Source organism: Halioxenophilus sp. WMMB6 (genome assembly GCF_033283405.1).
Classification (GTDB): domain Bacteria; phylum Pseudomonadota; class Gammaproteobacteria; order Pseudomonadales; family Cellvibrionaceae; genus Halioxenophilus.
On the sequence record NZ_JAWMQR010000006.1, the window covers coordinates 54,461 to 76,929 of the forward strand.

21 protein-coding genes are annotated in these 22,469 nt (G+C 54.0%); 16 read left to right on the top strand and 5 right to left on the bottom strand.

The genetic code is table 11. The features are described 5' to 3' along the window. Window positions 1-31 precede the first annotated feature (31 nt). The 5 genes from SBL51_RS14875 (at window position 32) to panB (ending at window position 5,864) form a co-directional block, all read left to right on the top strand. On the top strand, window positions 32-1,456 hold the full coding sequence (locus tag SBL51_RS14875; protein ID WP_317931836.1) for a sigma-54 dependent transcriptional regulator: 1,425 nt from the start codon (window positions 32-34) through the stop codon (window positions 1,454-1,456). Window positions 1,457-2,403: 947 nt separating this feature from the next. Beyond that, window positions 2,404-3,780 (top strand): polynucleotide adenylyltransferase PcnB, encoded by a 1,377-nt coding sequence (gene pcnB / locus SBL51_RS14880; RefSeq protein WP_317931837.1) that lies wholly within the window; start codon window positions 2,404-2,406, stop codon window positions 3,778-3,780. A 9-nt stretch (window positions 3,781-3,789) separates the two neighbouring features. Continuing rightward, window positions 3,790-4,284: a 2-amino-4-hydroxy-6-hydroxymethyldihydropteridine diphosphokinase gene (gene folK / locus SBL51_RS14885; protein ID WP_317931838.1), complete on the top strand. Its 495-nt coding sequence runs from the start codon at window positions 3,790-3,792 to the stop codon at window positions 4,282-4,284. Between the two features lie 23 nt (window positions 4,285-4,307). Then, window positions 4,308-4,988, top strand: coding sequence for a deoxynucleoside kinase (locus tag SBL51_RS14890; protein ID WP_317931839.1), 681 nt, complete (start codon window positions 4,308-4,310; stop codon window positions 4,986-4,988). Between the two features lie 48 nt (window positions 4,989-5,036). Then, on the top strand, window positions 5,037-5,864 hold the full coding sequence (gene panB / locus SBL51_RS14895; protein ID WP_411860488.1) for a 3-methyl-2-oxobutanoate hydroxymethyltransferase: 828 nt from the start codon (window positions 5,037-5,039) through the stop codon (window positions 5,862-5,864). A gap of 10 nt (window positions 5,865-5,874) precedes the next feature. On the opposite strand, the gene SBL51_RS14900 is transcribed toward panB, so the two are convergent. The 3 genes from SBL51_RS14900 to SBL51_RS14910 form a co-directional block, all read right to left on the bottom strand. Further along, window positions 5,875-6,894, bottom strand: a complete 1,020-nt coding sequence (locus SBL51_RS14900; protein WP_317931840.1) for a S1C family serine protease — start codon at window positions 6,892-6,894, stop codon at window positions 5,875-5,877. A 47-nt stretch (window positions 6,895-6,941) separates the two neighbouring features. Beyond that, a complete protein-coding gene (gene htpX / locus SBL51_RS14905; protein WP_317931841.1) occupies window positions 6,942-7,838 on the bottom strand; it encodes a protease HtpX in 897 nt (298 codons plus the stop codon). A gap of 340 nt (window positions 7,839-8,178) precedes the next feature. Next, the gene (locus tag SBL51_RS14910; RefSeq protein ID WP_317931842.1) at window positions 8,179-8,487 is read right to left on the bottom strand and encodes a TfoX/Sxy family protein; all 309 of its coding nucleotides are present in this window, start codon (window positions 8,485-8,487) and stop codon (window positions 8,179-8,181) included. Between the two features lie 297 nt (window positions 8,488-8,784). Between SBL51_RS14910 and SBL51_RS14915 the strand changes: the two genes are divergently transcribed. The 7 genes from SBL51_RS14915 to tsaA all read left to right on the top strand — a co-directional run bounded on the left by SBL51_RS14915 (window position 8,785) and on the right by tsaA (window position 15,166). Beyond that, window positions 8,785-9,396: a M15 family metallopeptidase gene (locus tag SBL51_RS14915; protein ID WP_317931843.1), complete on the top strand. Its 612-nt coding sequence runs from the start codon at window positions 8,785-8,787 to the stop codon at window positions 9,394-9,396. Window positions 9,397-9,481: 85 nt separating this feature from the next. After that, complete coding sequence (gene cysE, locus SBL51_RS14920; protein ID WP_317931845.1) at window positions 9,482-10,294, top strand: serine O-acetyltransferase; 813 nt, start codon at window positions 9,482-9,484, stop codon at window positions 10,292-10,294. Window positions 10,295-10,428: 134 nt separating this feature from the next. Further along, window positions 10,429-11,085, top strand: a complete 657-nt coding sequence (locus SBL51_RS14925; RefSeq protein ID WP_411860489.1) for a protein-L-isoaspartate(D-aspartate) O-methyltransferase — start codon at window positions 10,429-10,431, stop codon at window positions 11,083-11,085. 43 nt (window positions 11,086-11,128) lie between these two features. Then, window positions 11,129-12,076 carry a DUF368 domain-containing protein gene (locus SBL51_RS14930; protein WP_317931847.1) on the top strand — a complete coding sequence of 316 codons (948 nt, stop codon included), beginning with the start codon at window positions 11,129-11,131 and terminating at the stop codon, window positions 12,074-12,076. A 239-nt stretch (window positions 12,077-12,315) separates the two neighbouring features. Then, on the top strand, window positions 12,316-13,107 hold the full coding sequence (locus SBL51_RS14935) for a peptidoglycan DD-metalloendopeptidase family protein (protein ID WP_317931849.1): 792 nt from the start codon (window positions 12,316-12,318) through the stop codon (window positions 13,105-13,107). Between the two features lie 151 nt (window positions 13,108-13,258). After that, window positions 13,259-14,266: an RNA polymerase sigma factor RpoS gene (gene rpoS, locus SBL51_RS14940; RefSeq protein WP_411860490.1), complete on the top strand. Its 1,008-nt coding sequence runs from the start codon at window positions 13,259-13,261 to the stop codon at window positions 14,264-14,266. A gap of 156 nt (window positions 14,267-14,422) precedes the next feature. Continuing rightward, window positions 14,423-15,166, top strand: coding sequence for a tRNA (N6-threonylcarbamoyladenosine(37)-N6)-methyltransferase TrmO (gene tsaA, locus SBL51_RS14945; RefSeq protein ID WP_317931850.1), 744 nt, complete (start codon window positions 14,423-14,425; stop codon window positions 15,164-15,166). A gap of 60 nt (window positions 15,167-15,226) precedes the next feature. Here tsaA and fdxA read toward each other — a convergent pair whose 3' ends face one another. Then, a complete protein-coding gene (fdxA, locus tag SBL51_RS14950; RefSeq protein WP_317931851.1) occupies window positions 15,227-15,550 on the bottom strand; it encodes a ferredoxin FdxA in 324 nt (107 codons plus the stop codon). Between the two features lie 93 nt (window positions 15,551-15,643). Beyond that, on the bottom strand, window positions 15,644-18,229 hold the full coding sequence (mutS, locus tag SBL51_RS14955; RefSeq protein WP_317931853.1) for a DNA mismatch repair protein MutS: 2,586 nt from the start codon (window positions 18,227-18,229) through the stop codon (window positions 15,644-15,646). 426 nt (window positions 18,230-18,655) lie between these two features. On the opposite strand from mutS, the gene SBL51_RS14960 reads away from it, so the two are divergent. The 4 genes from SBL51_RS14960 to SBL51_RS14975 all read left to right on the top strand — a co-directional run bounded on the left by SBL51_RS14960 (window position 18,656) and on the right by SBL51_RS14975 (window position 22,291). Further along, window positions 18,656-19,144, top strand: a complete 489-nt coding sequence (locus SBL51_RS14960; RefSeq protein ID WP_317931854.1) for a nicotinamide-nucleotide amidohydrolase family protein — start codon at window positions 18,656-18,658, stop codon at window positions 19,142-19,144. A gap of 115 nt (window positions 19,145-19,259) precedes the next feature. Continuing rightward, complete coding sequence (recA, locus tag SBL51_RS14965) at window positions 19,260-20,297, top strand: recombinase RecA (protein WP_317931855.1); 1,038 nt, start codon at window positions 19,260-19,262, stop codon at window positions 20,295-20,297. 179 nt (window positions 20,298-20,476) lie between these two features. Next, window positions 20,477-20,998 (top strand): regulatory protein RecX, encoded by a 522-nt coding sequence (locus tag SBL51_RS14970; protein ID WP_317931856.1) that lies wholly within the window; start codon window positions 20,477-20,479, stop codon window positions 20,996-20,998. 642 nt (window positions 20,999-21,640) lie between these two features. Next, window positions 21,641-22,291, top strand: a complete 651-nt coding sequence (locus tag SBL51_RS14975; RefSeq protein ID WP_317931857.1) for a TetR/AcrR family transcriptional regulator — start codon at window positions 21,641-21,643, stop codon at window positions 22,289-22,291. Window positions 22,292-22,469: the final 178 nt, after the last annotated feature.

The window sequence follows — 22,469 nt, forward strand, 5'->3', positions numbered from 1 at the left end:
TACACAAGACACTGATGGCCCAACGATTATTATGAGTAAAATTCTGATCGTAGAAGACGAAGTTATTATTCGCACTGCTTTGCGTAAGCTCCTGGAGCGCAACAAGTACGAAGTCTGTGAAGCGACATCCGTCAAAGAGGCCACTACCAAATACCAGCTGGCCGATTTCAGCCTGATCATCAGTGATCTGCGCCTGCCTGGAGCCCCGGGCACCGACCTGATCAAACTCTCCGGTGATGTGCCGGTTCTCATCATGACCAGCTATGCCAGTCTGCGCTCGGCCGTTGACTCCATGCGCATGGGTGCCATGGACTACATCGCCAAACCCTTTGATCACGATGAGATGGTGGCGGCGGTAAAACGGGTGATAGGCAAGGCCAATGAGAATAAACCCGGCCTGAAGAAAACACGCAGTAACAGCGCCACCATTGAGGGTATGATTGGCAACAGCGCGGTGATGCGCGATCTCTACGCCAAAATTCGTAAGATCGCCCCCACCGAGGCGACCGTGTTGATTCACGGCGAGACCGGAACCGGTAAAGAGCTGGCCGCTAAAGCCATTCACCGGCTGAGCCCTCGAGCCGGCCAGGCGATGATTTCGGTTAACTGTGCCGCCATCCCGGAGACGCTGATTGAATCTGAACTGTTTGGTCACGAAAAGGGGGCTTTTACTGGTGCCGCCATGATGCGCGAGGGGCTGGTGGCCGCCGCCGACCGGGGTACGCTCTTTCTCGATGAGATTGGCGAACTGCCGCTGGAGGCCCAGGCGCGCTTGCTGCGGGTGATTCAAGAGGGTGAAGTCCGGCCCATCGGCGCCATTGAGTCACGCAAGGTGGATGTGCGCCTGGTGGCCGCCACACACAGGGACCTGCGCCAGTTGAGCCGCGAGGGCAAGTTCCGAGAAGACCTCTATTACCGTCTCAATGTATTACAGTTGACCTTGCCGCCACTGCGCGAGCGGGGCAAAGATATTATCTCGCTGGCGGAGATGTTGATCGAAAAGTTCTGCGAGCAGCTGAAGGTCCCCCTGAAGACCCTCTCGCCGGAGGCGATACAGGCCATCAGTACCTACACCTGGCCGGGTAACGTGCGGGAGTTGGAGAACGCGATGCAGCGGGCTGTGATTCTCACCGACGAGGGCCAAGAGATTGGTCACGAGGTGTTGGATATCGATTTGGACCTGGTTCGCACCGATAATCGGGAGCCGGAAGAGGAGGGCAGCTCCCCCTACGAGCAGAGCGACACCCTCACCCGCAAGCCGGTCAGCAAACCCAACACCGACCCTTCGGAAGATCTTTCACTGGAGGATTACTTCCAGCATTTTGTTTTGGAGCACCAGGAGTCCATGAGTGAAACCGAGCTGGCCCGCAAATTGGGTATCAGCCGCAAGTGCCTGTGGGAGCGACGGCAAAAACTGGGTATAGAACGTAAAAAGACCCTCTCTTCCTCCAAGTAACCCATCTTTCTGATTTCACCCTCCTGGCCCTGGCACTGTTGCTGCCAGCGCTTCTCGTGTAGCGGCAGCCCAGCTCGCTCAATCACTCCATATGGCTAATGCTGAGAGCACGACTACTCGGCCTAGGCGGCATCGATTAGTCCGGGCTCGACCCTGGTGATCTGGTGATCTGGTGATCTGGTGATCTGGTGATGGGGGCTGCTGATTCTGAAGTTGATCCGGAATATGGCCCGAAGGCGGCCCGCTCGGGTAACACTTTATCGACCTGCGACCTATGGTAACACCGACTAAAGTGTTACCTGGTTCGGAACTGAGTAACATTTTGCGGGAGAATAGGTAACGAATTGAAAATAGCAATTCGGCATAAGAAAGAGTGAAATCAAATTAAAGCATTGAAAAATAAAGAAATTTTATTTTTGGCACGCTGCCTGCTTTATAGCAAATACATAACAACAATAAACAATAAGAATAAATAACTTAAGTAAACGACAAATTAGAATAAAAACAATAAATAATAATAAAAGAAGCTATAATAACAACAAGAAATAATAATAAAGAAAGTTACAACAACTAAAATTAATAAAAACTAGCGACAAACTAACTTGAATCTCGGAGAGAGTTTGCGACAAGCAAATACTGATGCATGGAAGCTGCCAAATTTTCTGGCGATATAAAAGATTCAAAGGGGAAGAGTATCTCTTCCCCTTTTTACTTTCTACCCCAACCTTTCCGCTCTACCTCACTTATTCAATCCAGTAAACACGCATCAATTGTGGTTGGTTGCCTGTAGACTTGATGTGCCCTAGGCTTTCCGGCCCATCTGATTGACAGGCCTGAAAATTCCCCGCGCTCTATTCCTCTGGTAGACTCACCGCCTTGATCAAAATGATGGCACCCAGTTAACTCTGGACGCCCCTAAATCTGCATAGACGAAACTCGAAGCCCGCATGCTAAAACGGTTTATCAACCTCTTTACCGGTGATAGCGGTAAACGTACCCAGACAATAATCCCCAAGGGCAAGCACCTGTTATCGAACAAAGATATCAGCCACAGTGCCCTTAAGGTTATCGACCGGCTGAACGAAGCCAATTTCCAGGCCTATCTTGTTGGCGGTGGGGTTCGGGATCTGCTTTTGGGTGGGCACCCAAAGGATTTCGATGTCGCCACGGACGCCACGCCGGAGCAGGTACGCAAGCTGTTTCGCAACTCGCGTATCGTCGGCCGCCGGTTCCGCATAGTGCATGTACGCTACGGGCGTGAAATCATCGAGGTGACCACCTTTCGCAGTCACCACCAGCATGAGCATGTTGGCGAAGGTACTGCTTCCCGCTCGGCGGAGGGTATGCTGTTGCGCGATAATGTCTACGGCGACATTCGCAGCGACGCCGAACGTCGTGACTTCACGGTTAATGCGCTCTATTTTCACCCCAAAAGTGCTGAGATCCTCGATTTTACCCAGGGTGCCAAAGATATAGAGCGGCGCCTGCTGCGCATTATTGGCGACCCAACCACCCGCTTCAAAGAGGATCCGGTGCGCATGTTGCGGGCAGTCCGGTTCGCGGCCAAATTGGGTTTTCAGATCGAAGAGAAGACCGCAGCGCCCATCTACAAGCTGGGTGGCCTGCTGGATAACATCCCTTCCGCCCGCTTGTGGGATGAGTGCTTGAAGCTGTTGATGGCGGGTTACTCCACAGCGGTCTTTCGCCAGCTGCTTGAGCGGGATCTGTTTCGCCACCTGTTCCCCGGCGTAGCCGAACAGATCGCTAAAAACGACCAGGTGGTGGTGCTTATTGAGAATGCCATGGCCAACACCGACAAGCGGATTCGGGCGGATAAGCGGGTGACGCCTGCCTTTATCTTTGCCGTGATGCTGTGGCCAGAGATTGTTGAGCGTCAGCAGAAATTGGTCGATAGTGGCGTAAATTTCAGCCAGGCCGCTATCCAGGCCCAGCAGCAGGTACTGCAGAAGCAGCTCAATCGTGTTGCCATTCCCAAGCGATTCACCAGCACCATGCGCGAGATTTGGGATCTGCAGTCACAGCTGCCCCGGCGCTCGGGTATGCGTGCCTACCGCACCTTGGAACACCCCCGTTTTCGGGCTGCCTACGACTTCCTGTTGCTGCGTGAACAGTCTGGTGAGAATCATCAGGGGCTGGGTCTCTGGTGGACTGAGTTCCAATTCGCCGACGCCGACACCCGCGAAGCCATGATCAAAGCCTTGCCTGCAGCCGGCAAGGGGCGCTCCGGGCGCTCCCGCCCAAGACGGCGCAAACCCGCCAACAGTAATCGCTCTACCACAGCGACTCCCGACCAATCTGAATAAGAGTTAGCAATGTCTGCTTCCCCCGTTTTAGCCTACGTCGCACTGGGCTCGAACTTAGATGACCCTTTGCACCAGGTGGAGATGGGCTGCCGCGCGCTAGCGGGCCTTGAGTCGACCCAGATTGTTGAGCAATCACCTTGGTATGTGACCAAAGCGATCGGCCCAGGTGAACAGCCCGATTTCATCAATGGCGTGGTGGCTCTGCAGACCGAGCTGGAGGCCGAAGCTTTATTGCGGGCAATGCAGGCCATCGAGCAGGCTCAGGGTCGGCAACGGCTGGTGCGTTGGGGGGCTCGAACTCTGGATCTGGACCTGTTACTTTACGGTACATTGACGATGCATAGCGAAACACTAACGTTACCGCATCCGCATTTGCACGAGAGAAACTTTGTGGTTTACCCTTTGGCGGACATAGCGCCAACGCTCACGCTACCCACCGGCCACCGGCTCGAGGAGCTGCGAGCGACGCTCGGCAGCGCGGGTGTTCGGCGGCTTGAGCCATAGTAATTGCAATTGAGGGGTAACCTTTGGATTACGGCTTTGGATTAAATTGGGATTTCAGAGGGGTGGAGCGGCCGAGATACATCGCCGTGGAAGGACCTATTGGTGTGGGCAAAACGACTTTGGCCCGTCACCTTGCTGAAACCTTCGGTTACCAGGTGCTTCTCGAGGAGACCGATAAAAATCCGTTTTTAGAAGGCTTCTATACCCAGCCGGGGCAATCCGCGCTCCCGACACAACTCTTTTTCCTCTTCCAGCGTATTCAGCAGCTGCAGGATGTCCATCAGGACGACCTGTTTGAGTCTGCCTATGTGGCCGATTTTCTGCTGGCCAAAGATCGTCTCTTTGCGGAAGCGACTTTAGATAAAGACGAGTTTCTGCTCTATTCCCAGATCGCCGACAAATTAAACAGTGATCCAGTGGCACCGGACCTGGTGCTCTATCTGCAGGCGCCGACCTCCATACTTATGGATCGTATTCATAAGCGTGGCGTTGGCTTTGAGCGGGCGATCAACCCCGATTATCTCGATCGTCTCAACGATGCCTACACACGCTTCTTTCTGCACTATGACCAATCCCCGCTGTTAATCGTGAACGCCAAGGATTTGGATCTGGCCAACAATGTTAAGGACTATAAGGCTTTGGTGGAGTACCTGCTGACCATTAAAAACGGCAGGCACTTCTATAATCCTGCGCCGTTGCTCTGAGTGTCTATGCGCTCCTTGCGGGCGGCCAATATAAAGAGAGTAAGCAACATGCCCTATGCGACCCCAACCACTGAGTCTGCGTTGAGTAAGCCCATCACTGTAAACAGCTTGCGCAAGTTTAAGCGAGAAGGGCAGAAGTTTGTTTGCGTCGCCCTCTACGATGCCCCCATGTCCGCCATGGCGCAAAAGATGGGGATTGAAGTTCTGCTGGTGGGCGACAGCCTGGGTATGACCGTGCTGGGCTACGACAGCACTATCCCTGTCACCATGGAACAGATGATCTACCACGTGGAGGCGGTTAAGCGTGGCAACTCCAAATCGTTGATCATGGGTGATATGCCCTTTATGACTTACGCCACGCCGGAGCAGGCGATGCAAAACGCGACCCGTATCATGCGCGCGGGTGCTCATATGGTGAAGTTGGAAGGCGGCGCCTGGGTGGCGGAGACGGTGCGTATGCTGTCGGACCGCGGTATTCCCGTCTGTGCCCACCTGGGGTTAACACCGCAGTCGGTCAATAAGTTTGGTGGTTTCCGGGTACAGGGGCGCAATGAGGATCAGGCGGCGACCATACTCAATGATGCCAAACTGCTGGATGAGGCGGGGGCCGATCTGCTGGTATTGGAGTGCGTTCCAACCGGCTTAGCCGAAGCCATTACCGGTGCCGTAGCCATGCCCACCATTGGTATTGGTGCGGGCCAGGGTACGGATGCTCAGGTGTTGGTGATTAACGATATTTTGGGGTTGACCGAGAAGCCGCCCAAATTCTCGAAGAACTTCCTGGTGGAGACGGCTTCCATTCCCGGCGCTCTGAAAAAGTACGCCGACGACACCCGTTCGGGCGTTTTCCCTGGTACTGAGCACACTTTCGGTTAGTAAGTAGCTGCTAATCTGACGGCGCAGTCAAAGTAAGGCTGCGCTTTATCTCCTCGCCCCTGCGAAAGAGTGTGACGGTAACGCTGTCGCCCGGCTTGTGGTTCTCCAGTAGCGCGAGCAGGTCATCGTGACTTTGTACCGGCTGGTCATCAATAGCCAATATCACATCGCCCAATATGGTTGCCCCCCAGCGACTGGTGGTGATGCCCTCAATGCCGGCGGCATCGGCTGGTCCATCGGGGAAGACCCTTAAAATGGGGATGCCAGGGATTTTGTTGTCTCGGGCCCAAGCGATAGGGGCGGCCTCGACACCCATCACGGGCCGGATGGAGTGCCCGTACTGGATGAGCTCCGGCACAATCTTGCTGACGGTGTTGACGGGAATGGCGAAGCCGATACCGATACTGGCGCCGTTGGGGCTGTAGATGGCGGCGTTCACACCAATCAGCTCTCCGGCGGAGTTGAGCAGTGGCCCGCCTGAGTTGCCTGGGTTAATGGCCGCATCGGTTTGAATTACGTTGCGGATGGTTCTCTGATTTGGCGCTTGAATTTCCCTGCCCAGGGCACTCACCACGCCCACCGTTAAAGTGGTATCCAGGCCAAACGGGTTGCCAATTGCCAGCACTTTGCGTCCCACCTCCAGGTCGTCGGAATCGCCCCGCATAAGCGGCTGCAGCTGATCCGCTGGCGCTTCAATTTTTAAGACCGCAATATCCTTTTCCGGCGCTAGGCCAACAATCGTGGCATCCCAGGAGCTTTGATCGGCGAGGGTGATCGTGATCTGGCGAGCGCCGTCAATCACATGGTAGTTGGTAACGATATGGCCGCGGCTATCCCAGACGAAGCCAGTGCCCGAGCCCTGCGGGCGACTCATAATATTGAAGGAGTAGGGGTCGCGCACCAGGGTGTTGTTGGTGACGAATACCACCGAGGCGCTGGCGTTTTTATAAACCGCAATATTGTTGCTTTCGTCAGTATCGAGGGCTTGCGCGGGGGCGGCTGCCAGCCCAATCCAAGCTGGTAGCAGCATTGCGGCAAGCCATGCGATGGGAGCAAACTTCATAGTATAAGCGGGAGTTAGTAGTCGGAGCGTTGCAAGGCGGCAATACGGTCGGCCAGCGGTGGATGGCTGGAGAGTAGCGAGGTGAAGCGCTCCTTAAACCCGCCACTGATGCCAAAGGCGTACATCGTATCGGGTAGGTCACTGGGAACCTTGGCTTGGGTTTCAGCCTGCAGACGGGCTAGGGCGTTAATCATTGACTGTTTGCCGGCTAATTTGGCGCCTGCGTTGTCTGCCCGATATTCGCGAAAGCGGGAGAAGGCCATCACGACCATTGAGGCAAGAATGCCCAGTACGATTTCGGCGACAATGGTGACCGCGTAGAAGCCGAGGCCATGTCCGCGCTCGGTTTTAAAGACTGCGCGATCTACCGCGTAGCCAATGATACGGGCAAAGAACATAACAAACGTGTTAACCACGCCCTGTATCAGAGCCAAGGTAACCATATCGCCGTTGGCCACATGGCCAATTTCGTGGGCGAGAACGGCTCGAATCTCATCTTTCTGAAAACGGTGCAGTAAGCCTTCACTTACCGCCACCAGCGCGCCGTTTTTGTTCCATCCGGTGGCGAAGGCATTGGAGGCTGGGGAGGGGAAGATCCCAACCTCCGGCATTTTAATGTCGGCGCGATTGGCTAAATCCTGCACGGTTTCAATCAACCAGCGCTCGTCGGCGCTGCGGGGTGATTCGATTAGCCGTGTGCGGGTGCTGAATTTGGCGATGGTTTTGGAGAGAAAAAGCGAGATCAAGGCGCCGCTGAAGCCGAACACGGCGCAAAAAATAAGTAGGCTGGTAAGGTTTAAGCCCGTGCCATTGGCTTCCAGATAATGGCCAACTCCAAGCAGGTTGAGAGTGATACTGGCTACGACCAAAACGGCAATGTTGGTCAGCAAAAATAAGCCAATTCTCATCATTTGTGTGTGCACTCCAATAGCAGTCTGGTTAACGCCCCGGTTGATGCCGGCGGCAGGAGAATCAAAACTGATAATAAGATGGGTGCGCGTTGAAAAAATTCAATAAAAAAAGCCACCTCGGGAAGAGGTGGCCTAAAACCGTGATTAGCCTGATTAAGGAGAAGAGACCACAGAAATGGCTCCTCACATCAGCTGTTGTGGGCAGCTGATTTTCAAATAATAACAAATCTCATTCGCATGTAAACTGTTTTTTGACAACAGTACTCAATTGCGAGTCGAGCCGCAGCAGGGTAACTGGATGATTGGCAATGTTATACGGACGGGCCGCTCTGCCAACGGGTTACATTGCCTGTCGCACACCCACTGAAACAGGTGGCTGCACCACATTTTGTGTTTTGGCGGCTTCAATCAGTTCTGCTTTTTCCTGAGGAGACAGGTCGTTCCAGTGCGTATCTTCCAGTGCGCCTTGTAAGGCGTACAGCATCACCTTAGAGACGTTGATACCCCGGTGTTTAATACGCAGGTAGGTTTCAACCGCGCCCACTTTTTTCAAGTCATTAACACTGTGGATACCGACGGCGTGGAGGATATTGACGGAGGCTGCACCAATATTTTTAAGGTGGATAAGATCGGATTCGTAGACGTTCATTAGTCTTTGCCTTTAATCGTTATTATTATTGGACTGTTTTTTCTGCTTTTAAATAAAGTACAAGCGATGCTAGTTTGATATAGCAAAGCCTCATAATACACTTGTTGACAATTAGCGGTAAAGCCACTCTGTAAAGGGATTGAGCAATGCTGCAGTTGCGTTACCTTAGGTATCAATGTGTCCGGGTTCTCCACGAAATCGATACAAGCTCTCTCCTTCGAAAACCTAAGTGGCCAAACTAATGGCCACATTACCGCTTTTCAATATGGTGCAGCCAAGGCCGGTATTCTCCCGCAGGTGGCGCCGGCACTAAAAATTCTGGCAGATGCGGCAAAAGAAAGCGGATTTGAACTGGCCGTGGTAAGTGCCTTTCGCAGTTTTGATCAGCAGTTAGCAATCTGGAATGCCAAGGCTTGCGGTAAACGAGCGGTGTTGGATGTCAGTGAGTACCCGATTCCGCCGGGAACTCTGAACGGCTGGCCGTTGGTTGAGGCTATCCTGCGCTGGAGTGCTTTGCCAGGAGCCTCAAGGCACCATTGGGGGACGGATATGGATGTCTATGATCGTGCTGCGATGCCTGCCGGCTATCAGGTACAGTTAACCCAGGCCGAAGCCGAGCCAAACGGGGTTTTTGGTGCTTTCCATCAGTGGCTAAGTCGTTGGTTGGATAACAACCCCGATGTTGGTTTTTATCGCCCGTATGTAAAGCGCCTTGATGGGGATTGCCGGCCGTTTGGTATTGCCCCGGAACCGTGGCACCTGAGTTTTCGGCCGTTATCACAGCAATTAGAGGCCGAGTATGATCTGACGCAGCTGGCCCGCTTGCTAGAGACCAGTGACATCCAGCTGAAAGCACCGATTCTCGAGCACCTGGAAGAAATCTATCAGCGTTTCATAAAAGTCTGTTAATCTGCGCTGCAGTACCCATTCGACTGCCCTCTCCCTCTGGTTGAGAGGGGGAAAACCAAAGTGCCGGCGATAAATAGAGTAAAAGATGAACTCCTTCTCTCCTACCATCCAGGCTCCAAACCACCTGCTGGCAATCTGGCCGGGTATCCGTGCCGAGGCTCGGCAGGCAAGTATTGCCGAGCCTGGATTGGCGAGTTTTTACTACTGCACTATCCTCAATCACGCCAGCTTCCAAGATGCCATTACCTATACACTGGCCAGCCTGCTGGCGGGCCCCGACCTCTCTGCCATGCTGGTACGTGAAGTTTGCCAGGAGGCATTAGCGGAGCAACCTGGCCTCGAAGTACAGATGTTGCGCGATATTTATGCCTGGTATGACCGTGATGCGGCGTGTGACCAGTATATGGTGCCGCTGCTGCACTTTAAGGGGTTCCATGCTCTGCAGTCGCATCGCATAAGTCATTGGCTTTGGCAGCAGGGTCGTGAAGCCTTGGCGCTGTTCTTCCAAAACCGCATATCAGAGCGGTTTGGTGTTGATATTCATCCAGCCGCTCAGATGGGTTCCGGCATCATGATTGACCATGCTACGGGTGTGGTTATCGGAGAGACGGCTATCGTTCACGACGATGTCTCCATGCTGCATTCGATTACATTGGGGGGCTCTGGTTGCCAATCGGTCAAACGCCACCCAACCATCCACAAAGGTGTGTTGATGGGGGCCGGGTGTAAAATCCTGGGCAATGTTGACGTGGGTGAAAATGCCAAAGTGGCTGCCGGCAGCGTGGTGATTGAAGCGGTCCCTTCCGGGGTCACGGTAGCCGGTGTACCCGCGAAAATTGTAGGCAGGGGGCGCACCACTAAACCTGCCGAATCCATGGATCAATGCTTGCCAGACTGATAGCCCTATCGCGTAGTTGGAACTGGTTTTACTCAACAGGCCTGGATGTTTAGGTGTAAAATTCGCGCTTCTAACCAATTTAATCGGCTGACTCAGCACAATATTTTTTAGTTTTAGGCAGAAATCCTATCCAAATGCAATTCGACGGTATCGGAATGACCTCTCAGCGCACCCGTTTGCGCCTGATTGAGCGGTTGCGGCAGCAAGGTATTAAAAACACGCGGGTGCTATCTATCATGGAGTCCACCCCGCGCCATATATTCCTGGATGAAGCGCTCAGTCATCGAGCCTATGAAGACACTGCACTGCCGATAGGTCATGGACAAACACTGTCGCAGCCCTACATTGTGGCCAGGATGACGGAGCTGCTGTTGGAGGCTGTGCCCACTGCCCAGTCGGTGTTGGAGATAGGTGCCGGCTCGGGTTATCAAACCGCCATTCTGGCGCAGCTGTTCCCCCAGGTGTACAGCGTTGAACGGATCAAACCGCTGTTGGATAAGGCACGGGGGCGCCTCTCGCAGTTGCGGTTACGCAATGTCATCCTGCGGCACTCAGATGGAATTCTGGGCTGGCCTCAGGAGCGGCAATTTGATGCCATTCTTAGTGCCGCAGCACCCGCGGCTATTCCTGAAAGCCTGCTGGCGCAACTTGCGCCGGGAGGCGCTTTAATTATTCCTGTTGGTGATCGAGATCAGCAATTAACGCTGGTACGCCGGATTGAAGACACTTTTGAATCTGTCGTGCTCGAGCCCGTCAAATTTGTTCCCCTTTTATCCGGAATCACTCGCTAGGTTGCAGGCGACCTGCTGTTCTCTATTGGTCAAGGACGAAACTATGTCTCGAAATCTTAAAGATTACCTGCTTCTATTCGCGCGCGGCGTGGCCATGGGCGCGGCTGATGTTGTGCCGGGTGTCTCGGGTGGTACTGTTGCCTTTATTACGGGTATCTATGAAGAGTTGATCGATTCTCTGCGTAGTATCGGCTTGGTGACGGTGGTTACCCTCGTCAAGCGAGGGCCATTGGCTGCCTGGCAGGAGATCAATGGTAATTTTCTATTGGCTGTGTTTGGTGGTGTGTTACTCAGCCTGTTCTCCCTGGCCAACGTAATTGAATATGCATTGGCCACCTTCCCAATACTGGTCTGGTCCTTTTTTTGGGGTTTGGTGCTTGCTTCAGTTTGGCACCTGTCTCGGCAGTTGCGGCCGTTTACCGCTGGTGCGCTGCTCTGGTTCGGTGTGGGGGTTGCCTGTGCCCTGGCTATCTCACTGTTACGGCCAGTGGCGTTGCCAGGTTATTGGTATGTGATGACTCTGGGCGGTGCCATTGCTATCTGTGCCATGATTCTACCGGGTATTTCTGGGAGCTTCCTGCTGTTGCTGCTCGGCTTGTACCCCATCTTTATTGCGGCGTTGAGCGATCTGCAGTGGCTGCTGTTGTGCAGTTTTGCTATTGGTGCCGCCTGTGGGCTGTTGCTCTTTTCCCGAGTGCTATCCTGGTTGTTGCACCATTACCATCGGGCGACATTGTCTGTGCTGACTGGATTCCTTCTGGGATCTTTGAACGTGATCTGGCCTTGGAAACAGGTGGTTGAGACGCGAATTGATCGCCACGGAGAGGCTGTTCCTGTCCTTCAAGAGAATCTATGGCCTTGGCACTACAGTGAATTGGTTGGAGAGCCTTCCTATATAGCAGGAGCAATGCTAGCTGCTCTGTTCGGTTTAGTGCTGGTCATTGGTATAGAACTACTCGCCGTCACTTTATCTGACAAAACGGCTCGCTAAACAGAAATTTTGTCCTATTTTTAAGGGGTCCATTCTGGCTTATCGTCATCCCTGGCCGGTTTTGGGGAGTAAACTCGTACTAAAGTTTGAAGATTTCGTACTTTTTTACAGTTATTTTTAGAATCAATGCGCATACAACCTTGTCCAAATTGGAAAATTAGAAATAAAAAATATAACCAACTACTGAAGCAAGGCTGTCCGGTAGACTGTTATATGCTTTTCCAAAGGGGAGTGGTTTGGTGATAAGGCTGTTCAAGATCTTGATCGCCTCGGTTTTTTTGACCTCTTGCAGCTCAATTAAAAAGCCCGCTCCGATTGTAGATTTGCGACAACCACCCACCCGAGATATCACCACCCACACGGTTGCCAAGGGTGAAACCTTATACTCAATTGCTTGGCGCTATGGCCTGGACTACAGAATTTTAGCGAGAGCTAATAATATTGGCGCGGATTTCCGTATAGTTCCCGGGCAAATTCTATTTTTGCGAAGTGATCACCGTGCTGTATCGGTGACCCCGACAGTCGCAACCAAGCCTCAGCCGAAGGTTACCTCTCCTCCTCCAACGCCCGTCTCAAGTGTCAAAAAGACGTCAGTTTCTCGTTCAAAACCGTTGACGACAACAAAAACAACCAGTGAGAACGATTCTCATACCAGCGACAGCATCCGCTGGTCCTGGCCGTCTCCAGGCCCCTTGGTTAGCGGTTATGTGCCTGGAAACCCCGCCGCGGAGGGTATTGATATTGGGGTTAAAAAAGGGGAATCTGTCACTGCCGCAGCAGATGGAGTTGTTGTTTACGCCGGTGAAGGATTACGGGGATACGGCAAACTTCTTATCATCAAACATAACAGGCAGTTCTTGAGTGCTTACGCCCACGCCGATGAAATATTGGTTGAAGAGGGCCACCGAGTTCAAGCGGGTCAGAAGGTTGCCGAAATAGGTTCCAGCGGGACTGAAAAAACGAAGCTCTATTTTGAAATTCGCAAAGATGGCAAACCAGTTGATCCGATGCGATACCTACCCAAAAGGTAGCCTACTCAAAATAGTAGCTGGGTAATCGCTCGAAAAGACTTGTAGTAACAACAAAGAGCATTTAGTCCACGATGGTGAGAGTGTGCGGGCAAGTTGAAGTTGGGTTCATCATCACACTTTTTTTAGATCCGATACTGGAAGGGCTAGGACAATGGCAGTGACAGCGCAAAATTCTAAATACCAGGCTAAAGAAGAGAATTTGTCGGTTGTTCAAGGGTTGAACGACGACAACGACGAGTTTTTCGCCGAAGACGATATCAGCGAAGAATCGGAATCCGAAGAAGTGTTATCCTCGGCCTACAGTGAAGCCGAAGATGTTGGCAAGAATCTGGATGCCACTCAGCTCTACCTAAATGAAATTGGTTTCTCCCCCCTGCTCTCGGCTGAAGAAGAGGTCTATTTCGCCCGTAAAGCCTTAAAGGGTTGCCAGCCATCCCGCCAGCGCATGATCGAAAGCAACCTGCGCCTGGTGGTAAAGATCTCCCGCCGTTACGTCAATCGGGGCCTGGCTCTGCTGGATCTGATCGAAGAGGGTAACCTGGGCTTGATCCGCGCGGTTGAGAAGTTTGATCCAGAGCGCGGTTTCCGCTTCTCTACCTACGCGACCTGGTGGATTCGTCAGACGATTGAACGGGCCATCATGAACCAGACCCGTACCATTCGCCTGCCCATCCATGTGGTTAAAGAGCTGAATGTCTACCTGCGCGCGGCGCGAGAACTCTCACAAAAGCTTGATCACGAGCCGACGGCAGACGAGATTGCGCAACTGTTGGGTAAACCCGTTGAAGATGTTGAGCGTATGCTCAAGCTCAACGAGCGTGTTACTTCAATGGATGTGCCAATTGGCAACAGTTCCGAGAAAACTCTGGCCGATACAGTGCCGGATCAAAATCACACTGATCCATCCTCCCTGCTGCAAGACAGCGATCTCTGCCACAGCATTGATAACTGGTTGGGTGAATTGACCGAGAAGCAGCGCGAAGTGATTTCACGTCGCTTTGGCCTGCGCGGCTTCGAAATGAGCACTCTGGAAGAGGTTGGTCGTGAGATTGGCCTTACCCGTGAGCGAGTTCGTCAAATTCAGGTGGAGGCGCTTAAGCGTCTGCGTGACATTATGGAATCCCAAGGTTTGGACGGTGAGTGCCTGTTCAGTGCCTAATCGCTAGATTCTCCAGCAGCACCTTAAAACCGCGCCCAGGCGCGGTTTTTTTATGTTGTCTGCCCGCACCAGGCGACTTTGGCCGCCGCTAAGGTGATAATCCCTGCAACCGTTAGCACGGCTCTATTTGCCTCTATTCAGTGTCAGTTAAAGCGCATGTCCAGTTCCGATCAGCCCCAGTATTGTTTTACCCCCGTGGCCGTGCTGCGCTCGGTATTTAAAGAGAAGTTCGCGGTACCTAGGCAGAGCGGTCTGGCTCCCCACGCCACAGCTACCGTTGAGTTGCTGCCGCCCTTTGATCAACCGGACTACATCGTCGGAATTGATGGCTGCAGCCATTTATGGCTGCAGTTCGTGTTTCACCTGCACAGCGACACCACCCCGCGTGCCAAGGTGCGGCCGCCGCGTTTGGGGGGTAATAAACGAGTGGGGGTATTTGCCACCCGGGCACCGGTTCGGCCCAACCCCATCGGGTTGTCAGTGGTGCAGCTGTTGTCGGTGGAGCGAAGCTCCGGTGGTTGTAAGTTGCATGTAGCGGGGGTCGACCTGGTTGATGGTACGCCCATTTTGGACATTAAGCCCTACGTTCCTTACGCCGATAGCATCAGCACCGCCTGTAACGAGCTCGCCGGACAGCCACCAGCCACGCTTGAGGTGGTGTTCAATTCGGCTGTTAACGAGCTCTTGGGCCAAGTAGAGGCCGGCTACCGCAGCCTGTTGCTGGAGGCCTTGGCGCAGGATCCGCGACCGCAGTACACAGTGCCGGACCCGGATCGGATATTTGGAGCCCTGATTGGGGAGTACAACGTGCGTTGGCGCTACCAGAGGGTGGCTGAGGGGCTGGAGGAGCGGTGGCAAATAGAAGTGATTGAGCTGGAGCCTGCTGCGGGCCAACACTAGAGTTGGGCTTTGGGCAGGAAATTTGGGCAACAAAAATGCGGCTGAAGCCGCATTTTTTAATTAACGCTCGAGGTACTGAAGCTTGCCTTCAACACCATCCCACTCGGCGTGGTCGGCTGGGGGATCTTTCTTCTCGGTAATATTGGGCCAAACTTCGGCGAGCTCGGCGTTGAGTTCCAGAAATACCTGTTGGTCTGACGGGAGTTCGTCTTCCGAGAAGATGGCTTCCACGGGGCACTCAGGCTCACACAGGGCGCAGTCGATGCACTCGTCGGGGTGGATTACCAAAAAGTTAGGGCCTTCGTAAAAACAATCGACCGGACACACTTCCACACAATCTGTGTGTTTGCATTTAATACAGTTATCGCCAACGACGAAGGTCATGCTTTGCTCCCATGAACTGGCGGGTGGATTTGCGAGCGCCGCATTTTAGCAAGAGTTGGCAAAAAAATGCACACTCTTTTTCACCCCTGCCGTTTAGGCTGAATCGGCCTGCTGCCGAAGTTTGTAGAGCCACTCCAACGCCTGTCGTGGGGTGAGATCGTCCATTTCCAACGCCTGCAGCGTCTCCACCACCGGGTTGGGCTCGGCGGCGGCGAAGAAGTCGGCCTGAAGTGGATTCTCCTTGCCGGCACCGACGCTGAGTGAGTGGCTGCCCGGGCTGCCGCTCTCCAATCGCTTCAGCTGGATTTTGGCCTCTACCAACACCTCGGCCGGAATGCCCGCCAGTTTGGCCACCTGCAGGCCGAAGCTCTTGCTGGCCGCACCCATTTGAATGTGGTGCAGAAACACAATGTTGTCGCGGTGCTCAGTGGCATCCAGGTGGACGTTGATTACCCCGGTAATCAGCTCCGGCAGCTGGGTTAGCTCAAAGTAGTGAGTGGCAAACAGGGTGAAAGCCTTCACCTTGCTGGCCAGGTGCTGGGCGGTGGCCCAGGCCAGGGAGAGGCCATCAAAGGTACTGGTACCACGCCCCACCTCATCCATCAGCACCAGGCTGCGGTCGGTGGCGTTGTGCAGAATATTAGCGGTTTCGGTCATCTCCACCATAAAGGTGGAGCGGCCGCCGGCCAGATCGTCGGAGGAGCCGATGCGAGTGAAGATGCGGTCGATCAAGCCGATACGGGCGCTGCTGGCGGGAATGTAGCTGCCGACGTGGGCCAACAGTGTGATCAGGGCGCATTGGCGCATGTAGGTGCTCTTACCGCCCATGTTGGGGCCGGTGATAATCAGCATACGCTGGTTGTCGTCGAGGCTGATGTCGTTGGCGACAAAGGGGGTGTCGATCACCTGTTCAACCACAGGATGGCGGCCGCCAACCACGTCGAGACCCGGTTCGGTGGTCAGTTCCGGGCGGCACAGGTTCAGGTTTTGCGCCCGCTCTGCCAGGCAGACGATGACGTCGAGTTCCGCCACGGCCGCTGCCGATGTCATCAGCGCGGTTAAATCCTCATTGAGCCGTTCAACGAGCTCCTCGTAGAGCGCCTTCTCCCGAGTCAGAGCCCGGCTTTTGGCGGATAATGCCTTGTCTTCAAAGGTTTTCAGCTCGGGAGTGATGTAGCGTTCGGCGTTTTTCAGAGTCTGCCGGCGTTGGTAATCCATGGGCGCGGCTTGTGACTGTCCACGGCTGATCTCAATGTAGTAGCCGTGAATACGGTTATAGCCCACCTTGAGGGTGGATATGCCCGTCCGTTCCCGCTCGCGGCTCTCCAGGTCTACCAGAAACTGGCCGGCGTTGCTGCTTAAGCCTCTCAGTTCATCCAGCTCGGCATCGTAGCCGGCAGCAATAACGCCGCCATCGCGAATAACCACTGGTGGATTCTCTTCAATAGCCTGGCTGAGCAGCGCTACCCAGGTGGGGAATTCACTGATGTTCGCCGCCAGTTGGGTGAGGTGCGGTGTGCTATGGCTGGCCAGCAGCTGCTGGATCTCCGGATAGAGCGCCAGCGAGTGACCCAGCCTCCACAGATCCCGGGGACGGGCAGAGCGCAGGGCGACGCGGCCCAAAATGCGCTCCAGGTCGCCAATATCTTTTAACAGCTCATGTAAGGGTTCGTAGGCGTAGTTATCGAGCAGGCTGGCGATCGCCTCCTGCCGCTCCACCAGTGTGGCCAGCTGGCGGATGGGGCGGTTTAACCAGCGCCGCAGCAGCCGGCCACCCATGGCGGTGGAGCAGTGGTTCAGTACTGCCAACAATGTGTGTTCTTCGGAGCCGCTTAAATTGCTGTCGATCTCCAAATTGCGGCGGGTGGCGGCATCCATGGCGACCGCCTGATCCCGGTCTTCCCGGATAAGGGCTGTGATGTGAGGTAGGGCGGTGCGTTGCGTCTCCTGGGCATAGGCGAGCAGGCAGCCGGCCGCACCAATCGCCAGGGGCAGCTCCTGGCAGCCAAAGCCGGCCAGGTCCTGGGTGCCAAACTGCTGGCAGAGCAGGCGGGTGGCGGTTTCGGTATCGAACTCCCAGGGCGCGCGCAGGCGTACGCCGCGCTGGCCCTCGGCCAGCGGGTTACCGGCAGTACTGTCGGGTAATAGCATTTCGGCTGGCTTTAACCGTTGCAACTCACCGAGTGCGGCTTCCAACCCGTTAACCTCGAGCACCTGAAAGCGTCCGCTGCCGATATCCAGGCTGGCGATGCCGAATTGGTCATTATGCTGATTGACCGCCACCAGCAGGTTGTCGCGGGACTCATCCAGTAGCGCTTCGTCGCTGATGGTACCTGGGGTTACCACCCGCACCACCTTGCGCTCTACTGGCCCTTTGGACTCGGCTGGATCGCCAATCTGTTCGGCAATGGCGACGGAGACCCCAAGCCGAACCAGTTTCGCCAGGTAGCCTTCGGCGGCGTGGTAGGGTACTCCCGCCATGGGGATGGGTTGGCCGGCAGATTTGCCGCGGGCGGTAAGGGTGACATCCAGCAGTTGCGATGCCTTTTTGGCATCGTCGAAAAAGAGTTCGTAGAAATCCCCCATGCGGTAGAACACCAGTTCGTTCGGGTGTTCGGCCTTGATGCGCAGGTACTGTTGCATCATGGGCGTATGCTGGGAGTGATCGGCATTCGACATGGTTTGTAATTCTAAAATTGGCTAAGGACAAAGGGCTGGAGTCTAACGCAAACTGGTGAGGCTGGCATCTGGGGGGGCGGTATTGCGCTGGGTAAACTCGGCTGCGAGTGACGGGCATTGCCCGTGATCGTGTGCAATAGCCGTCATTACCGCCGATTAACACGCCATGCATAGGTGGCGGCTGGGACAATCTTGCTGATATTTGTGTTGGCATCACCGCTGTTTGCGATTGTTGTGGCCGGGCTGCGCCGCAGACATTATTATCGATCAATGCTGGCGGCAGGCTGGGTGCAGTAACCCATCCTCCTGCTTTTTGATCAGGATTTGCCGCCAAGGGTGAGCTGTGCGGATTGGCCAGGTAGCATCGTATCTGGTATCAATGCAACCGTGCCTGCCTTAGTTGTAGACTTTTTTATTTTATTGAAGATGAAAACAACCTCTGAAACACTGGCTCTGCAGCTGGGTAAGCTGCTGTTGGCCAAGCAATTGAAAGTGACCACCGTTGAGTCCTGTACCGGCGGTGGTGTTGCCACTGCCATTACCGGTATTTCCGGTTCCTCTGACTGGTTTGAAATGGGCCTGGTGACCTACTCCAATTCTGCCAAGCAGAAGTTGGTGGGGGTGAGCCCGGCGAGTTTGATGGCCCACGGCGCGGTTAGTGAAGCGGTGGTGAGAGAGATGGCGGAAGGCGCACTGGCGGTATCCGGCGCTAACCTAGCCGTAGCCATTAGCGGTATCGCCGGTCCAAATGGTGGCACCGATGAAAAACCGGTGGGTACGGTCTGGTTTGCCTGGGCGACCGACTTCTCCCCTGAGGTGGTGGTAGAGCATCATCTGTTTCATGGTGGCAGAGCGGAGGTGCGCTCGCAGGCGGTGATGGCCGGGCTGCGCGGGCTGATTGAGCTGCTCAATTAAACGACTGGATAACACAAATAAACTACTGGATAAAAACACACGTACTGTTTTCATATACAGTATTGTGTGTTAGCCTACGCGGCATCATCCAAGATCCCAACACTCGAGGTGTGTAATGGACCCCAATAAAGAGAAGGCATTGTCGGCGGCGCTGTCGCAAATTGAGCGTCAATTCGGTAAGGGCACAGTAATGCGCATGGGCGACCGAGAACAGATTAAGGTCCCTACCGTTTCCACCGGCTCCATTGGTCTAGATGCCGCTTTGGGGGTGGGAGGCTTGCCGCGTGGGCGTATCGTTGAGATCTACGGTCCTGAGTCCTCCGGTAAAACCACACTAACCTTACAGGTTATCGCTGAGGCGCAGAAGCAAGGTGGTACCTGTGCCTTTATCGATGCGGAACACGCTCTGGATCCAATCTACGCCGAGAAGTTGGGTGTTAACGTTGACGATTTGATTGTTTCGCAGCCCGATACCGGCGAACAGGCCCTGGAGGTCGCTGATATGTTGGTGCGTTCTGGCGCCATTGATGTGCTGGTGGTCGACTCAGTTGCCGCACTCACGCCCAAAGCGGAAATTGAGGGCGAGATGGGTGATCACCACGTGGGTTTACAGGCCCGCTTAATGTCCCAGGCGCTTCGTAAAATCACCGGCAATATCAAGAATGCCGGCTGCTTGGCGATTTTCATCAACCAGATTCGGATGAAAATTGGTGTGATGTTTGGCTCCCCGGAAACCACCACCGGCGGTAATGCGCTCAAGTTTTACGCTTCTGTCCGTTTGGATATTCGCCGTATCGGTTCCATCAAAGAGGGTGAAGAGGTTATCGGTAACGAGACCCGGGTGAAGGTTGTTAAAAACAAGGTTGCCCCCCCCTTCAAGCAGGCGGAATTCCAAATTCTCTATGGCGAAGGTATTAATCTCCTGGGTGAAATTATCGACTATGGTGTCAAGCTGGGGCTGATCGAGAAATCCGGTGCTTGGTATAGTTATCAGGGCGACAAGATTGGTCAGGGCAAGAACAACGCCATGCGCTTCCTGAGAGAGAACCCAGAGATCACCAAGGTTATCGAAAGCCAAATTCGGGAACAGCTGCTTCCGGAGAGCTCCAATAACTCTGAAACCGAAGAGGATGTCGAGCCAATTGAAGCCTGATCAATCAGGTAATTCCAGCCACTGGAGTTTGCCGGTGGCTGTGACTGAGTCTCCTCGAGTGAGGCCCGGGTAGTAAGCGTAGCCCCGGGTTTTGTCATTTAGCCTAAACGCACTTTTTAAAACCCCGCCAGTGGGGGAAGCCGATGCAAGGGTTTCGATGATGCAGGGGTTTCAATAAAGTGAGCAATAAATTCTCTACCTCCCTCTCTGAGTCATCCGATTTAAGAAGTCGGCTGCGCAATTACGCGCTAACGCTGCTCGCCCGTCGCGATTACCCCTCAACAGAATTGGCCGGCAAACTGACAGTAAAGTTTGGCCAACAATTATCCGCTTCCGAAAATGTATTGATAACCGAAACCTGTGCTTGGTTGGAGGAGCTGGGTTACGTCAATAACGTGAATTACTGTCGAATGTTTATTGAGGCGAGCCAGGCCAAGGGGCGGGGGCGGCTGCGTATTGTGCAGGACTTAAAAGCTAAAAAATTGCCAAACAGCTTAATTGAGTCGGTTATGCAGGAGGCAGAAGCCGATTGGCAGGCGTCGGCACTCGCAGTTGCCCGTCGAAAGTTTCGACAGCCGCCAGAGAGCCCTGCTGAGCGGGCGAAGGTCTTCCGCTTCCTGCAGTATCGTGGTTTTAACTCCAGTGAAATTACAGAGGCTCTAAATCGATGGCGGGCTGACGATGATTTGGATTGGCAATAACTGAATTGGCGATAGATAGTGCGCCGGGCTGGCTGTTGTGCAGGTGCAGGGATTAACGCTGGTAGCAACCACCCATAGCGGCTGGTTGCGGTGAATGGAAAAGCAGGTGGTGATTGGGCCGCGTGGGTGGTAACCAGCTTCGAGACTCCTTCCACTGCTGCCATATCCCTGTGAGCCCTGTGTGGCTAATTACTCCTCTTATTTCGCCCGTGTAGCGGCCTCCAAGGGCAGAAACTTTTTGTCTGCGGGAGTACGACAATGGTCGATATTTGGCTTTTTAACCGGGCTAACTATGGAAAAAATCGACTATTGGGATAATAATCAGCAGCGTTGATCACATCTGGCTACAATTCTGACTGGATTGATACTCTTTAATTTTGAAAAGTATCAGCACGTAACTGTGTGTTCGTTCCACTGGATCGAGATTTACTCGTCGAGCTCTACTAGTCGAGATCTACTAATAGACCCGGCTCATAGTTCGATGTGGTCCACACCTGGTTGGCACCGTATCGTTTAGTTGACCGGTTATCGTTGTGCTCAAGAGTCTATCTACAGAAAGTTCCTGTGGCTATAGAAGACTCAACTAGCCACAGAGCGCAACAGACCGTAAATCGCTCCACTGAAAAGAACAAGGGAATCGCTTTGCGCAAAAGCACCAAACAAGCAACCCGCGAAGCCATTTTGGCTGCAGCTCGTACCGTATTGGCTTCGGACGGACCAGAGGCTTTGAGTCTCTCGAAAGTGGCTAACCTTGCCGGTATCAACCGCGGCACGGCCTACCAACATTTTGAAACTCGGGAAGATCTGATTAAGGCGACTGTTGCCTGGGTCAGTGAGCATCTCTCCACCAAGGTGTTTGGCAGTTACGTGGATCAGGATGGTAATTTGGAGGCCATCAAGCAGCGGCCGGTGTATGAGGTGATCGCTGGTTTGGTGGATTTCGCAGTGGAAAACCCCACTTTGGGCCGAATCTGGCTGTACGACGTGCTGTCGTCGGATAACCCCAGTGAAGACCTCTTCTTTCGCCAGTTCAAACAAACCACCGCCCAGTTGGCCCAGAGCAAATACAGCCAGGACAATATCGATGTTGAGGTGTTGTCGGTGATCATGTTGGCCGGCTATTTCCTTTGGCCCGAGTGGGTTACTGCCCATGCCAAAACCGATGACGAGCGCCAGAATATGACGGCTCGTATGCGCCGTGAGGTACTGCGGCTGTTCCTTCATGGTGTGCTGCGTGCCGACGAGTTCCCGCAGTTGGAGTCCCTTCTGGCGAGCGAATTCGAAAAGGGCTAGACGCCTATCCCCATCTACTTTTGCTAAGAGTGGCCAACCCTGGCCACTAATTGGCGGGATGCTCCTGTTGGCTCGCCCCGGTGCTGTCACCTATCCATTATCCTCCCAGCCCTGCCTCTGGCCGTTTTTGTAACGGCTAATGGCTGGGCATGGCTCCTCGGCTGTTATATAGTGATCA

Coding starts and splice junctions, on each gene's coding strand:
- SBL51_RS14875 (WP_317931836.1), top strand. CDS start 32: ATGAGTAAAATTCTGATCGTAGAAGACGAAGTTATTATTCGCACTGCT.
- pcnB (WP_317931837.1), top strand. CDS start 2,404: ATGCTAAAACGGTTTATCAACCTCTTTACCGGTGATAGCGGTAAACGT.
- folK (WP_317931838.1), top strand. CDS start 3,790: ATGTCTGCTTCCCCCGTTTTAGCCTACGTCGCACTGGGCTCGAACTTA.
- panB (WP_411860488.1), top strand. CDS start 5,037: ATGCCCTATGCGACCCCAACCACTGAGTCTGCGTTGAGTAAGCCCATC.
- SBL51_RS14900 (WP_317931840.1), bottom strand. CDS start 6,894: ATGCTGCTACCAGCTTGGATTGGGCTGGCAGCCGCCCCCGCGCAAGCC.
- htpX (WP_317931841.1), bottom strand. CDS start 7,838: ATGATGAGAATTGGCTTATTTTTGCTGACCAACATTGCCGTTTTGGTC.
- SBL51_RS14910 (WP_317931842.1), bottom strand. CDS start 8,487: ATGAACGTCTACGAATCCGATCTTATCCACCTTAAAAATATTGGTGCA.
- cysE (WP_317931845.1), top strand. CDS start 9,482: ATGAACTCCTTCTCTCCTACCATCCAGGCTCCAAACCACCTGCTGGCA.
- SBL51_RS14925 (WP_411860489.1), top strand. CDS start 10,429: ATGCAATTCGACGGTATCGGAATGACCTCTCAGCGCACCCGTTTGCGC.
- SBL51_RS14930 (WP_317931847.1), top strand. CDS start 11,129: ATGTCTCGAAATCTTAAAGATTACCTGCTTCTATTCGCGCGCGGCGTG.
- rpoS (WP_411860490.1), top strand. CDS start 13,259: ATGGCAGTGACAGCGCAAAATTCTAAATACCAGGCTAAAGAAGAGAAT.
- tsaA (WP_317931850.1), top strand. CDS start 14,423: ATGTCCAGTTCCGATCAGCCCCAGTATTGTTTTACCCCCGTGGCCGTG.
- fdxA (WP_317931851.1), bottom strand. CDS start 15,550: ATGACCTTCGTCGTTGGCGATAACTGTATTAAATGCAAACACACAGAT.
- mutS (WP_317931853.1), bottom strand. CDS start 18,229: ATGTCGAATGCCGATCACTCCCAGCATACGCCCATGATGCAACAGTAC.
- SBL51_RS14960 (WP_317931854.1), top strand. CDS start 18,656: ATGAAAACAACCTCTGAAACACTGGCTCTGCAGCTGGGTAAGCTGCTG.
- recA (WP_317931855.1), top strand. CDS start 19,260: ATGGACCCCAATAAAGAGAAGGCATTGTCGGCGGCGCTGTCGCAAATT.